We start from the raw sequence: 14,776 nt of genomic DNA, 5'->3' as shown, positions 1-14,776 counted from the left end.
GAACTTGATGTTCGTGTGAAGAAAGTTAGATTAATCTGTTACTTCATAATAAAGTGTAATTTGAGATGATATACTAAATTTTAAAGTTAATGAGGAAGTACGGAATGGGGAAAGTTTAAATGGAAAATCAAACGATACAGGCGGCTAGTACTAGGAAGGTCAGGCTGGCAAATTTTGAATGGCTACGTGTACTAGCGATTTCGATGATTGTGTTATATCACTATACAATCTACTCAGGTTGGCACTTTCATAATTTGTTAGGACTGAATCGGATTACAACACTTGTCATTGGAATGGGTGGAAAAACCGGGGTCAATCTGTTTGTTATGATTACTGGGTATTTCATGATTAAGTCGCATGCGAAATGGCAGAGTCTGGTGAAGTTGTGGATGGAAGTCACGATTATGTCGTTAGTGATGTATTTAGGCGTGGTGGTCCCATTCCATATTCGCGGTAGTGAATTCGATATTTTGAAATTTATCCATGCCTTATTCCCAGTGATTTATCGAAATTGGTGGTTTATCTCAGTATATTCAATGCTTTATATGTTGATTCCGCTGCTTAATCATGCCGTACAAGGACTGTCAAAGCAGCGTTATCGGGTTATGCTGGCTATTAGTGCCTTACCAATCGTTATTTGGCCAATTTTTTACAGTCGAGCAGGTATGAGCTACTCGCATATTGTGTGGTTCATGTTCGTTTACTTGGTTGGTGGGTATCTGCGAATGTTCCCAGAAGATTACAAGCGTTTCAAAATCAAGCAAATTCTCGCCGCAATTTTCGGAATTGTCGCGGTTACAACTGGATTAACGGTTCTGATTTTAAAGGCTAAAACGATGCCTGGTTCATCGCTACATTTTGTCATTACAAATGTCTTAGAGTGGAAGGCCGACACCTTCGTTGGGCGGAATTCTTCCAGTATGATGTTGTTATTAGCGGTGGCACTGTTTATTCTATTCTCGAAATTCACGATGAAAAATAATGTAGTGATTAGTGTTTTAGGTAAAGCAAGCATTGGCGTTTATTTACTGCAAAGTACACCAGCTTTAGGCTCACGGTTCATGTACCAACGAGTGTTCCATGGGGCAGCAAGTTACTCATCAATGCATATTATTTTGTATGGAATATTTGTTGTCGTTGCAATCTATCTTGTAGGAACGTTGGTCTATTTAGTGTTACGACCAGTGAACGTTATCGTTGATCGGTTCGTTATTGGTACAATTGATAAGATTACGGCGCACTTTAAATCTAGAGGTCAGTAAAAATTAATGTTAAGTCCAATAAGTCGGAATTTTCGACTTATTGGGCTTTTTTGTTTAGCATTTTTATTTGTGAAAAAGGTAGTGCAGCAGAGCGTATTCCAAAGAGTGCTCTTGCTTAATTAATTTATTTTAGTAAAAGGTCAATGCGATGGTCATTTGCTTTTTTTAATATTTTACAAAAATATGCTAATTTTATTAGGATTACATATTAACATTTGCTCATGTGATTAGTGGATAATGATAGTCTCTATTAGGATGATATCTAATCAAAAAATAACTAAGGCTTTATTATTGGAATGCAAGTCAGTTAGGTGTATTCTATTCCAATAAAGAAAGAGAGATACTAATTATCATGAAAAACAACGTATTATTGGGATTAGTTGCGGCTGGTACTTTAATTGCTACGGTACCAACAATTGGTGTACACGCCGCAAGTAGCAATTACTTGACTAGCGCTAAAAAGACGAGCTTTGTTAAAGCTACGAAAAAAACAGCAGTTGGCTTTACCACTTATGCAAAGAAGCCAAATAAAACCTTCTTTGTCAAAAAGGGAACTGTACTTGCGATTAGTAAGGTAAGCAAATCTAAGGGTAAGGTTTACGCATATCTCAACACTGATGTCCTCAGCACTAAAGTAACTAAAAATAAAGGGACTACTTATGTGAACGCAAGCAAGGTTGCGTTGGCCAAAAGTAACTTTAAATTAGTTAAGGCGCCATCGAAGGTTTCTGGCAAGCAAATCAAAATTGGTAAAGTTGCCGGTCCTTACAAAAATCTTGTATTAACTTCGGACAATTATCTCGAATATAATGGTCAAAAAGCCGTTAAAATTACCAAGTTCAAGCAAGCTGGTAAGAAGACGTACGTGTACTACAAGAAAAATGTTAAGGGTTTGAAGAATGTTAAGTTGAAGAACGCTTACCGTTTAACTATTAAAGCGGGAAAGATTCAAAAAATTAACCAAACCGATGGTGCGAATGGTGTAGTCGGTTATATTAAAGTGGCTAATTACACAGTTGGTGGTAAAGCCGCATTTGTTGTACTTAAAAATACAGTGAGTGATTAATATGAAAGCGTGATTGGAATCGAGAATGATTGCCATCGCGCTTTTTGATTGGTTTGACTTCAAAATGGGGTGGAAAATGTGGAATTAAACATTAGTCTCAAAAGCGGCAACAGTGACGTTCAAGATGTGGTTACGGTAGTTGCTAATCACAAAGTTATTTTAAATAAAGTTTTGACGACAACTGAAAAAGTCGAAATTGAGGAAAAAGAATTTACAATCAATATTAGGGAAGGATATACAAACTTTAGCTCATTAATAGGTTTTATATTCTCGTTTATATTGGTGAATACGGGGCATATGTCTGCTGCTGGCAGAGGCAGATTGTATTTTCTCTTCAACGATGTTGCTCATGTGAAGCAACATCAGATATAGTAAACATTGATTATGACTCTCAAAATACTTGGGCAATTTTTAACTCACCAGATAATTCAGCGAGAATTAGGTATGAAAAGATTTCTACCAAGCATCGAATTATGATGTGGAAAATTTTTTTCCTGGCACCTGTAGTATTTGTTTTTGCTTCAGTAGCGCTATTTTTTGGTTTAACAAGTAGTAGTTTTGAATCAGGATTATGGACTACGTTAGGAATTCTGGCATTTGAGAGTCTTTTTTTTATACCAGCTTGGTATGCTGTCCGTGATGCAAAGAAAGCAATAAAATAAGGTGCCTCATTTATTTTACAAAAGGATAGTTAAATGAGACTAGTTTTAAATGATAAGAATTATGGATCACAGGTACCCAAAAGACTTTTAATTTATGTAGACGAAAAAGTTGTGATTAAAAAAAATATAAGTAAGCGCGAGATTTTTGAACTCAGCGCTGACTCATTTAGAATTGAAATAAGTAACGGGTCAACGACCTTGGTGGGATATTTACTTTATATTTTATTTGTGATTGTAGGTTTTTTCACGGAAGATAGCAGCGGATTTGGAAGACTTCTTTATGTAGATGTTGCGGATGTTTCAAGTCGTTCAGAAATTGTGGAAATAACCTACGATGCTAGTAAAAGTGAAAAAATATATTCAGCATTAGATAATAGTGCGGTTATTAATATTAGCGAATACGCAACGCGCAAAAGAATACACATTTATGAATGTCTGTTTTTAATACCGCTCTTTATTTTGTCAGTCTTAGCCGACTATGGTTTATGGGTTTCAGCACCGGGCAGAAAAATGTGGATTCTGGTGATTGTAATAATGTTACCATTTGAAATTTGTATCCACAGCATTTTGATTTTTAGAATTGTGCGGGCTACGAAAAAAATAAAAGTAGACTAAAAATGAACTACGTGTACGATGAAGAATTTTAGATGGGGAATTATAGCAATATCGGAACTTATTATATTGTTGTTTCTTCAATTTGAACTTTGGAGTTACTTTAACTTTGTAATTTCTTGGGTAAGTATTGCTCTTGTATTATTAGGATTTTGGACAGGCACTGTCTACAATTATATGAAAGTGAGGGACAAAGAGCTTTTTAAAAAGGCAGGCATTCTTTTTATTAATGGTGGGCTTGTCAATGATTCTGTTCATTTATTTATGTATATATTATTTGCTCACGAAAGGGCCTCTGTTTAGGTAGATAAAAAATGAAAGAGACTGCCACAATATCCCTATGGATGAGTGACAGTCTCTTTTATTTGATAAAAAATTTTCGCCAGACTGTAGAAGCAATCAGTACCAGCACGCTGACAACGCCTGTGATACCGGCCTTGTCATGATATTGGAATATAACTTGGAGAGCTGTCATGCCACTGTACGGCGAGATATAGAGCATGTATATGCTAATGAACAGTACAACAAGTGCCACCATTGTTACTACATATAAAATTCGGTCAACCATATTGATAAGTTCCTTAATGTTATTTGTCTACAAGTCTACTAATTAACTTGTAGACTTGCAAACGCATAATTAATATACATGTTAATTTGTAGACAAATTACAAATCTACGAGTTAACAAATTACTGAGTAAGGTCACGTAATTGCTGAACCTTTTCTTCATAACCATTTTTAAGCACCCAATCAGTCACGGCTTCATCAACAATTTCTAACATTGTTTTGCTATCAATTACTGTTTTAAGTAATTGGAGGGTATCCCGAGTTGATGTTTTAACTCGAATAGTAGTAGCTGGTACCTTAATTTTTTGCATTGGCTGGACACTATTGGCCAGTTGTTCATGTATTTGTTGGCCATTGGTTGCGAGTGGTTTGTTATCTACTTGTTTATCAAAATTCATCTTCATTGTCCTTTCTTACAATTGACCGTCAGTAATTGCGTCAAATACAGTTTGGTAGGCGGTATCAAGTTCTTGTAAGAACTTCTTGGCGGAACTATCCAGCAGCTTAGGGTAGGCCTCATAGTATTCCCAAACCGTCATTTTCATTTTCTGCGCGGTATCGAAGACGGTACGGAAAGGCACGTATGCTAGAAGATTTTCTACTTCGCCAATCTTTGCTTTGAGTTCACGCGAAAGCTTCGTATTATGGTGCATTTTATTAGCTAATAGAATTGGTTTAACCGTAACTTCTGAAACACCGTACTTGTGGTTATACATTTTTTGTTTTAGATTCTTGATGTTTATCAAGATTGTGTCGGCACCACCTTGGCTATCTTCATCCTGTTCTATTGGGATCAAAATGTTATCCGAAGCGAGTAATGCCGCCTGAATGGTATTTTCAAAATCTGGGTGCGTATCATAGATAATAAAATCATACGCATCAGGATTAACGTTCTCTTTAATCCAGTTGTAAATTAACCAGAGTTTGTTGGGCTCACTATCAATTTCTTTGTTGATTGCCGACATGAATACTGAACCAGGTACCAGGTCAATATGTTCACGGACTTTGACAATTTTAACGTCACCATAGTGGGGATTAAAGATGCCAGCTGCGGTATGCTCAGTTGCGTACACGTTGAAGCGCTGTGACAAATTAGTTTGGTAATCTAGGTCAAGTAGTAAGACACGAAGGTTACGGTTAACGACGTTTGAATAGTGTCGTGAAACCCAATAGCTAAAGTGCATGGTATTAGTTGTCTTGCCTGTGCCACCTTTATCAGTACCAACAGTTAGGCCGAATGTTTCAGTTGAATTGCTCATATGTTCACCCCGTTATTAAATTAACAAGTAGACTAATCACTAATTAATTAGTTGTTTAGTTAACTTGTTACAAATTGATTAGTTAATGTATTACAAGTTAATTTGTTAATTCACAGCTTTGTGATTCGTCTACAAATTAACTTGTAGTCACAGTATAGTCTTAGACTACAAAAGAAGTCAATAGTCTAAGACTAGAAAAATCGAAAAGAAAAACCGTTGCACTTAAGCAGCGGTTTATTTGTCGTTATCCAATTGTTCTGTATCCGTAACTGTTAGTTCTTTTAATCGTTTTTCAAACAGAGCTTGTTGAATTTCCATGTATTCAGTTAATTCTTGTACATTATCACTAAGTTCAATATATCTTTTCGCAGCCGATTTATAACTGTTTAATTTTTTACGTCGTGCGTGTGCTTCATCAGCTAAATAGTTTTTGTCAGCTTTTTGTTGTGCTGATGTCCATTTACTCGTTGCCATTTTTTCAAAACCTCCGAAGTTTAAAATAAGATATGTACATCAAAAAGTCATTTCAATATCAATAATGGTATCACGCTTGTATTGGTTGGGAAAGTAATTCTTCCTGCTTTACCGAGGGTGATATGCAGATATTTGACCAGTCTAAGATATGAGTTTTACAACGGTCTAAGATTTGCAGTCTTCACTAGTCTAAAATATGCGCACGTTACTACTACTAGTTATTACTATTACTAGGGCGTAGATAATAAAAGCTAAAAGCATGGCGGTTAACGTGCAAAAAAATAAACGCACAAATCATTTAGTATTTCCTTAACAAAGACGTCAAGAGTGTCAAAATAAAACTTGTCCGCAAGGATAAAAGATACAAAGGAGAAAAATGTTAATGAAATACCAAACGTTAAGTTCATATGAACGGGTCGAAATTGAGGTACTTTTGAAAGAAGGGTATACCCAATCAGAAATTGCACGAAAGTTAAGAAGGAACCAATCAACAATCTCACGGGAAGTACATCGTAGTTACCGTCGTCAAGATGTGCACTTTGATTTAAATTTATTTCCGTATGATGCGAGTTACGCGGATCGAGTTGCAGTTGAAAACAAACGATTACGAGGTGTAAAGACTAAGGCAACTAAAGCAAGAGTCAAGAAGATCGAAAATTACCTGATGAAAGATTGGTCGCCCCAACAAATAACGATGGGTGTTAAAAATATTGGGGTTAGTACGGTCACAATATACAGTTGGATTTATCAAGGACGCTTTGAAAACTTCACCGAAAATGATTTATATTTCGGTAGACGTCCGCGAAAAGTAAAATACATGCCTAAGGCTCGGCCGGATAAGAGTCTTTTTGTTACGCACTCAATTGACAATCGGCCAGCACTAGTCAATAGTCGGCAACAGTTTGGACACTGGGAAGCTGATGGAGTGGAAGTAATCAACTCAAAGAAGATTATTTATACATTTGTGGAACGAAAAACACGATTATTTGCGGCGGTATTAGTTCCTGACAAAACTTTTTCATCAGTCAAACTAGCAGTTGATACATTTATGTCCCAATACGAAGACTCAGTGAAGTCGATAACAACAGATCGTGGCTCTGAATTCACTAGTTACGCATTTATTAGGCTACTAAAACACGAATATAACGTCAAAATTTGGTATTCACATGCCTATTCACCACAGGAACGGGGAACAAACGAGAATCGGAATGGTCGTTTAAGACGTTATGTACCAAAGCGAAAAGTTCAAAGAAAGGTGACCCAAAATATTGTCAGTTATGGTGTGAGACGGATGAATAATGCACCAATGGGAGTATTAGGTTGGAAAAGTCCACAACACCAATTTGAGAAAGCTAGAAAGGCAATGCTCAAAGCAAAAAAATGATGGAATTTAAGTTCCCTGAAAGTGTGCACCAAGGAATTAGGAGGCTTTAGACACAAGGAAAAGGGAATGTTACATAAATGTAATATTTGACGATAGCTCTAGAAATGCCTATTTAAAGCCAAAAATAAGACATTTCTAAATTTCGTAAAAAAAGCTTATGCACTATCTATTGACATCCACCGACAAAAACGAGGTTTACATAATATCGAACCCGAAAACACCTTGCCATATGCAACACCCCGTCAAAACGGCATTTCAACATTTTGTCAAGGGGTTGACAAAAGGGTAGACACAAATTTTTTTCGTGGTATAATTAATAACTATATTGATAATAATGTAAGAAGTCGTGCTCGATGCATTTGAGTGCGGCTTTTCTGGGCTCAATGAAAGTTGGTGAAATTATTGGCCAGTCGGATTCCGGAAGCAGTAATTGATCAGGTACGGACGTCAGTAAATATTACTGATGTTGTCAGTGAATATGTCCAGTTGCATAAACAAGGACGTAATTTGTTTGGAAAGTGTCCGTGGCATGATGAACGGACACCTTCATTTTCAGTTAATGAAGACAAGCAAATTTTTCACTGTTTTTCTTGCGGTCGTGGGGGCAACGTTTTTCAATTCTTAATTGAGTTACAAAACTTAAGTTTCCCCGAAGCGGTCGTGAAAGTTGCCGAAATTGCGCACGTACCGTTGGACGCTGCTTACACACAAACGCAGGCAGCAACACCGGTGACGAGCGAAAACGGCCAATTGTATGAACTATATACCGAAGCTGCGAAGTTATATCACCACATGTTGGTGAACACCGCCCAAGGTGAGCCGTCGTTGGAATATCTGCAAAAACGGGGCTTAGATGAGCAAACGATTGATTTATTTGCTCTCGGTTATGCCCCGAAGACACCGTTATTGTTACCGTATTTCCAGGAAAAGGGTACGGACTATCAACTATTGCGGCAAAGTGAGCTGTTCATTGTAAACGATGATGGTACGCTCCGTGATCGGTTTGTTAACCGGGTTTTGTTTACCATTCGCAATGCCCAAGGACAGGTAATCGCCTTTTCTGGGCGTTCGCTTGAACCAAATGAGCAAGCCAAGTATATCAACTCACCTGAAAGTAAAATTTTCAATAAGAGTAAGGAGTTATTCAACTTCGATTTAGCGCGGCAACACATTCGCCGGGCCAAAACCGTCATCTTGTTTGAAGGTTTTATGGACGTGATAGCGGCGTACTCATCTGGTTTACAAAACGGTGTCGCATCCATGGGGACATCCCTGACGCAGGATCAAGTCCGTTTACTTGACCGGGTCACCGATAAAGTTTTAATTGCTTATGATGGTGATAATCCTGGGCAAGAAGCCACGAAACGCGCAATTAGTTTGCTGGGACAATATGCGCCCAACATTCAAGTGCAAGTGGTTCATTTACCTGAAGGATTAGATCCAGATGAGTACCTGCGTAAATACGGTGCTGATGAATTCGTAAATGTATTCAGTCATGCGCTTGAGTCACCAGTGACTTTTGCCATGCGGTACTTGAAAAAGAATCGCAATCTTGCCAATGAATCCGAAAAACTGGCCTATATTGATGATGTGTTAGCCGTAATTGCGACCGGTCAAAATCCGGTCGAACGCGACTTGCAATTGAATCAATTAGTCGCCGAATTTGGGATTTCACGTGAGAGTTTGCAAGGGCAATTACAGCAACTGATTTTAACTAATCGGGCGCAAGCGCAGCAACAAGAGGCGCCGTATCAAGATTTTAGTAATCAGAATGCGCCTTTTGACATGGTTGAACCCGTGCAAGTAACTTTGCAAGTGCAAAAACGCCCACGGACAAAAGTTGAGCGCGCTGAACGTACTTTGCTACTGTGGATGTTGCATAATCACAACATTTGGCAAGAAGTGACGGCAATTCAAGGGTTCCATTTTGCGCATTCAGACTATGAAGCCTTGTTCTTAATGGCGCAGGGTTACAAAGCGACGCACTTGGAGTATGATGTTGGTGGTTTCCTAGACTTCATCGGCGACGACAAGTTACAGCGCTTGCTGACTGATATTGAGAATGATGACTTTGTCCCCGAACCCAATATGCGGGCGGTTAACGACTATGTCACACTGATTATGCAAGATAGTCCGCTCGAGGAACTGATCACGAGCAAAGCCCAACAAATTAGCGAGGCTAAGCAATTAGGCAACGCTCAGTTACAAATCCAATTAACGAATGAATATATCGAATTGTTGCGGCAACGCCAAGCAAAACGATAATTTAAAAACCAAAAGGAGGCCAATTCAACATGGCTGCAGAAAAGAAAGATTTTGACCAAAAAGCTTATGACAAAGACGTCAAAGCTTTAATCAAGGAATACAAAAACCTCAAGGAAATCAATTATGATGATCTTGAAAGTAAAGTAGCCCAAAAATTTGAATTGGATGCTGAACAAATCGACACATTGATTGAAAAGGTTGAAGATGCCGGTATTTCAATTGTTGATGAAAATGGTAACCCATCAGAACACGCCTTAAAGTCAAAGCAAAACATGCCTACCAAGAAAGAATTGGCAGCTGCAGATACTGCTCCAACTGGGGTTAAAATCAATGATCCCGTGCGGATGTACTTGAAGGAAATCGGTCGTGTTTCACTGTTGACTGGTGACCAAGAAGTTGGTTTGGCACTCCGGATTGAACAAGGCGACGAATTAGCTAAACAAGAATTGGCTGAAGCTAACTTGCGTTTGGTGGTTTCTATCGCTAAGCGTTACGTTGGTCGGGGAATGCAATTCCTTGATTTGATTCAAGAAGGTAACATGGGTTTGATGAAGGCCGTTGAAAAGTTTGATTACCGTAAGGGATTTAAGTTCTCAACTTATGCCACTTGGTGGATTCGTCAAGCGATTACTCGTGCGATTGCTGACCAAGCGCGGACTATCCGGATTCCAGTTCACATGGTTGAAACAATCAACAAGTTGATCCGGATCCAACGTCAATTGCTCCAAGATTTAGGCCGTGAACCTACCCCTGAAGAAATTGGTGCCGAAATGGATATGCCAACTGAAAAGGTCCGTGAAATCTTGAAGATTGCGCAAGAACCAGTTTCATTGGAAACACCAATTGGTGAAGAAGATGACTCACACTTGGGTGATTTCATCGAAGACCAAGATGCCACTTCACCAGCTGATTCAGCCGCATACCAAATGTTGAAAGAACAATTGGAAAACGTCTTGGATACGTTGACTGATCGTGAAGAAAACGTGTTGCGTTTACGTTTTGGTCTTGAAGATGGTCGGACACGGACTTTGGAAGAAGTTGGTAAAGTCTTCGGCGTTACGCGTGAACGGATTCGTCAAATCGAAGCCAAGGCATTGCGGAAGTTACGCCACCCATCACGTTCAAAGCAATTAAAAGATTTCCTAGATTAATAACGATATTTAAGTGGAACTCATTCGTGGGTTCCACTTTTTGGTTTGAATAAATTTGACCACTCCGTGCCAGTAAATTACCGCCACTCCGTTAGTTAGGAATAATTTTCAAACTAGCAAAAATAGTACCAACCATAGGCCACAGTAGTATGGAAAACCACTGACAATGGAACCCCAGTAATTCGATGATTGAACAGTGCAGAAACGACAATTCCACACTAGAAAAAATATAGCATAAAAACAAATAGTAGTTTTTACGGCTATTCTTAATAAAGCATTCCATCATCAGAATGACCTCGTTTAGTTGAGCTTAGTGATTTGCCAATCATTAACGATTTCAATCATTTCGGTGAGGGATTCATCACGTTGTTGCTACATCCAGTTGGTCGGAGTTTTTTTCTAACTTGGGTTATTTTTTCGCGGGGGAAGGGCTTTTTTACGTATTTTAACTATAGAGGGAATTTTACTCAAATAATTTGAAGGAGTATAATTATGGTTAAAATACAACATATTGTGACTGGGGAAATGGTTGACGCGCACGTTGAGTCGGTCAGTATTTCGCAAAGCGATGCCCGTGGGATGCAAATTGAGGGGTGGCGCTTTGATTGGAGTTATCCGGCCAACCCGGCGCAAACTGTATTGGCGTTGAAAACGTTCGGTGGGATTCAGGGGTTGATTGGCTTTACGCGACACCCTGAGGACTACTATACGTTCATTCATTTGCTGGAGTCGGCGCCGGCGAACATTGGGCACAAGAAGAAGTATCGTTTTGTGCCGGGGGTATTGTTAGGAACAGTAGCACAGGACGCGTTTGAGGCTGGATTTGATGGGTACATGACATTAAAACCTAAGACTAAATTGTATGATTTGTATATTGATACGTACGGTGCCGAAATGTTCGTAAATGGAATGGTGCGGTTTACGGCTAGTCAGAGTGCACATTTAATTCATAAATATATTGGAGGGAATTATAATGAATAAAGACAGTTACTTAACAGATCCTTACCTAAGGGCAGCAGACGAGATGGAAAACAACATGACCGATGGTGTCTGGGCAATACCAGCTGAAGATCGGCCATTCAATATGCGCAAGGCCGACCTGTTGATTAAAAAACTAGGGCGCCCGTTAACGGATGAAGACATGGAACCTTTGTATCGTGAAGCGGCTGAACGGGATAAGCAGCGAGAATAAATTAAATAAGTAGTGGATGGGGAGTTCCAGCACGGTTAGTTTGCTAACTGGGGTGGGGCTTTTTTTATGGCTAGTACCCGTTGAAACGCCTTAACCACGGCGTTCTTGGCAGTCACGCCGTTAACTTGCGGCATGAGCAATCTACAAAACACCCTTAATTAACAATAAGTTATTAGTTAAAAATGCGAAGTTGCCGCATTCTTATTATTTTACTTATGGTAACATACTAAAAAGAGCGCTAATTAGGGATAATAAGTGCCACTAATTTAATAGTTTGTAGGATAGGGAGAGTCAAGTTAAAATGAACAAAGCACAATTGGGAATTACCTTGTTGGCAGTAACTGCCTTTGGGGTAGCAGCACCAAGTTTGGCATCAGCGAATCAAGTTCGCTCAAGCCGCTTACAACATGTCGTATATAATCCACGCACTCATAAGTTGACGGCGCGCACCGGGAAAAAGGCGACTGTCCGCATTTACGATAACGGCAAACGCGTTAAAACTTTTATTGTTCGCAACGGGAAAGTGACGTTACAGCATAATTTCAACGCTGGTCATGCGATTAAAGTCGTTTCATTGACGCGTAGCACCAAGGCAGTTAAGTACCGTAAAGCGGTCAAGACGACTAATGCCGGCGCTGTTAGTTATTTACAGCATGTAGCTTATAATTCACAATCAGGTAAATTAACGGCTAAAACAAATCTGCATGCAACTGTCAAAATCTACGATAACAATACTTACGTTAAGCGGATTACGGTTAAGAATGGGCAACTTAATTTTCAACACAAATTTGCCGTCGGTCATAACCTCAAGCTTGTGTCCACCGCTAAACGGACGAAAAAAATAACCTATGTTGCAACGACGGCCAAAATTACCGTTGCCAAGTTTATCCCCGCAGGTGTGATAAACACCAATATTGGTAACGTAAATGATAAAAACTTTGATCAACGTTATGATTACAATGGGACATTGGGTTACCAATACGCCACCAATGCAACGAGCTTTAAGTTGTGGGCACCAACCGCAAAGTCAGTTAACTTAATTACGTATCAAACGACTGCACCTAACGCAGCGGTGAAGAAAACCACAGCGATGAAAATTGCGCACAACGTTTGGTCAGTACAACTCACCGGCAATCAAACTAATACGGCTTACGCGTTTCAATTGACCTTCCCAAACGGTAAGCAAACTGTGACCCAAGATCCATATTCAACGGCAGTTACTGAAAATGGGGATCGCTCAGTAGTCCTAGCACCCGCAGCTACGCAAGTGAAGAACTTTGACCGGATGGGCAAATTTAGCCAACCAACTGATGCTGTTATCTATGAAGCTAGTGTGCGCGACTTGTCAATGAACAAGGATTCTGGCATTGCTGATAAGGGAACATACAAGGGAGCAGCCGAAAGTGGTAAGACTAGCCAAGGCCAAATCACCGGGTTAGATTACATTAAATCATTAGGTGTCACTCACGTTGAATTCCTGCCATTTAATGACTTTAATAATAACGAAGCGCAAAAACCAGCACCATATAACTGGGGCTACGAACCAAAAAACTACAACGTACCAGAAGGTAGTTACAGCACTCATCCCCAAGACCCAAGCGCGCGCATCATCGAAATGAAGAACATGATTAATACCTACCATAAAAATGGTTTACGGGTTATTCAAGATGTCGTGTATAACCACGTGTTAGGGAATGGCGGTAAGAACGGTACCTACGACGCTTCATTCTTTGAAAAAACTGTCCCTGGTTACTACTTCCGTAAAAATGCGGATGGTTCACTGGAAAAAACATCCGGTGTCGGTAATGATTTAGCGACCGAACGTCCAATGATGCGTAAATACATCGTTGACAGTGTTACTTACTGGGCAAAAAACTATCATATTGACGGTTTCCGTTTTGACTATTTAGGATTAATTGACGTTACAACGATTAATCAAGTCCGCCAAGCCTTAAATAAGATTGATCCATCAATCATCATGCTTGGTGAAGGTTGGAACAGTCCCTCTGCAATTCCTGCGAGCCAACGGGCAGCCTTACCTAACATGAACAAAATGCCTGGTGTCAGTGCATTTAATAACGATATGCGCGATACGACAACGGGTAATGTCTTTAAGAGTGACGATTTAGGCTTTATCGGTGGGACACCAAATAACGAAAATACCATCTATAAATTAATGACTGGTAGTCATAATTTGAATGAAAAAACATTTTTGACACCTAGTCAAAGCATCAACTACATTGCGGTGCATGATAACTTGACCTTAGCCGATAAACTCGCCACAATTAATGCCAATGCCTTAACGACTCAAAAAGATACACCAGCACAAGCGCAAAAACGTGACATGCTCGCAACAACGATTCCGGTACTAGCTGATGGGACGCCATTTGTGCATTCTGGGCAAGAATTTATGCGGACTAAGAATGGCGATAACAATAGTTATAACAAGCCTGATAGTGAAAACTCATTAGACTACAACTTAGCTATCAAAAATCGCGATGTAGTGAACTACTTCAAGCAATTATTAGCATTACGTAAGAGTGAACCAGCGTTCCGCTTAAATGATTACGCAGCTATCGACAAAGCCACTGCGCAACTCCAACTTAGCGATAATGTTGTAGCTTACCATCTTCAAGGTGCGACAAAGCAATACGTCGTTGTATTAAACGTAAACAATACACCACTTGATTTCAAAGCGACCGATATGACCGGTTACAAGTTGGTTCTTACTAACGATAGTACCCAAACAACTGGTGCTAACATTGCTACAAAGGACGCCACCGTACCAGGAATTGGCGTGAACGTTTTTGCCAAGTAAATCTGTTGATAGATTTGCCGGCATTTAAAAATTAGCACGTTTAGCACCGCTTCATAGCACACTAC

15 protein-coding genes are annotated in these 14,776 nt (G+C 39.4%); 12 read left to right on the top strand and 3 right to left on the bottom strand.

The window, feature by feature from the left end:
* Positions 1–119 precede the first annotated feature (119 nt).
* From EQG49_RS00115 to EQG49_RS00095, 6 genes are all read left to right on the top strand, one after another.
* Entirely contained in the window at positions 120–1,262 is a 1,143-nt protein-coding gene (locus EQG49_RS00115; RefSeq protein WP_133362038.1) for an acyltransferase family protein, read from the top strand.
* A gap of 352 nt (positions 1,263–1,614) precedes the next feature.
* Positions 1,615–2,328 carry a hypothetical protein gene (locus tag EQG49_RS00110; RefSeq protein ID WP_133362037.1) on the top strand — a complete coding sequence of 238 codons (714 nt, stop codon included), beginning with the start codon at positions 1,615–1,617 and terminating at the stop codon, positions 2,326–2,328.
* 78 nt (positions 2,329–2,406) lie between these two features.
* Complete coding sequence (locus tag EQG49_RS00105) at positions 2,407–2,700, top strand: hypothetical protein (protein WP_133362036.1); 294 nt, start codon at positions 2,407–2,409, stop codon at positions 2,698–2,700.
* 101 nt (positions 2,701–2,801) lie between these two features.
* Complete coding sequence (locus EQG49_RS13545; protein WP_165964690.1) at positions 2,802–2,990, top strand: hypothetical protein; 189 nt, start codon at positions 2,802–2,804, stop codon at positions 2,988–2,990.
* A gap of 33 nt (positions 2,991–3,023) precedes the next feature.
* Positions 3,024–3,605: a hypothetical protein gene (locus tag EQG49_RS00100; RefSeq protein ID WP_133362035.1), complete on the top strand. Its 582-nt coding sequence runs from the start codon at positions 3,024–3,026 to the stop codon at positions 3,603–3,605.
* 18 nt (positions 3,606–3,623) lie between these two features.
* Entirely contained in the window at positions 3,624–3,905 is a 282-nt protein-coding gene (locus EQG49_RS00095; RefSeq protein WP_133362034.1) for a hypothetical protein, read from the top strand.
* A 385-nt stretch (positions 3,906–4,290) separates the two neighbouring features.
* Here EQG49_RS00095 and EQG49_RS00090 read toward each other — a convergent pair whose 3' ends face one another.
* The 3 genes from EQG49_RS00090 to EQG49_RS00080 form a co-directional block, all read right to left on the bottom strand.
* On the bottom strand, positions 4,291–4,566 hold the full coding sequence (locus EQG49_RS00090) for a hypothetical protein (protein ID WP_133362033.1): 276 nt from the start codon (positions 4,564–4,566) through the stop codon (positions 4,291–4,293).
* A gap of 15 nt (positions 4,567–4,581) precedes the next feature.
* Entirely contained in the window at positions 4,582–5,427 is an 846-nt protein-coding gene (locus tag EQG49_RS00085; protein WP_133362032.1) for a ParA family protein, read from the bottom strand.
* A 234-nt stretch (positions 5,428–5,661) separates the two neighbouring features.
* On the bottom strand, positions 5,662–5,901 hold the full coding sequence (locus EQG49_RS00080) for a hypothetical protein (protein WP_133362031.1): 240 nt from the start codon (positions 5,899–5,901) through the stop codon (positions 5,662–5,664).
* Positions 5,902–6,283: 382 nt separating this feature from the next.
* Between EQG49_RS00080 and EQG49_RS00075 the strand changes: the two genes are divergently transcribed.
* The 6 genes from EQG49_RS00075 to pulA all read left to right on the top strand — a co-directional run bounded on the left by EQG49_RS00075 (position 6,284) and on the right by pulA (position 14,711).
* On the top strand, positions 6,284–7,285 hold the full coding sequence (locus EQG49_RS00075; protein WP_165964689.1) for an IS30 family transposase: 1,002 nt from the start codon (positions 6,284–6,286) through the stop codon (positions 7,283–7,285).
* A gap of 393 nt (positions 7,286–7,678) precedes the next feature.
* On the top strand, positions 7,679–9,550 hold the full coding sequence (gene dnaG / locus EQG49_RS00070; protein WP_479724611.1) for a DNA primase: 1,872 nt from the start codon (positions 7,679–7,681) through the stop codon (positions 9,548–9,550).
* A 29-nt stretch (positions 9,551–9,579) separates the two neighbouring features.
* A complete protein-coding gene (gene rpoD / locus EQG49_RS00065; RefSeq protein ID WP_133362029.1) occupies positions 9,580–10,701 on the top strand; it encodes an RNA polymerase sigma factor RpoD in 1,122 nt (373 codons plus the stop codon).
* Between the two features lie 492 nt (positions 10,702–11,193).
* Positions 11,194–11,682, top strand: a complete 489-nt coding sequence (locus EQG49_RS00060) for a GNAT family N-acetyltransferase (protein ID WP_133362028.1) — start codon at positions 11,194–11,196, stop codon at positions 11,680–11,682.
* A gap of 43 nt (positions 11,683–11,725) precedes the next feature.
* Positions 11,726–11,893, top strand: a complete 168-nt coding sequence (locus EQG49_RS13540; protein ID WP_165964688.1) for a hypothetical protein — start codon at positions 11,726–11,728, stop codon at positions 11,891–11,893.
* Positions 11,894–12,194: 301 nt separating this feature from the next.
* Positions 12,195–14,711 (top strand): type I pullulanase, encoded by a 2,517-nt coding sequence (pulA, locus tag EQG49_RS00055; RefSeq protein WP_133362027.1) that lies wholly within the window; start codon positions 12,195–12,197, stop codon positions 14,709–14,711.
* The last annotated feature ends 65 nt before the right edge of the window (positions 14,712–14,776 follow it).

The organism is Periweissella cryptocerci, from assembly GCF_004358325.1.
GTDB lineage: Bacteria > Bacillota > Bacilli > Lactobacillales > Lactobacillaceae > Periweissella > Periweissella cryptocerci.
This window is presented reverse-complemented; position numbering and strand designations above follow the sequence as displayed.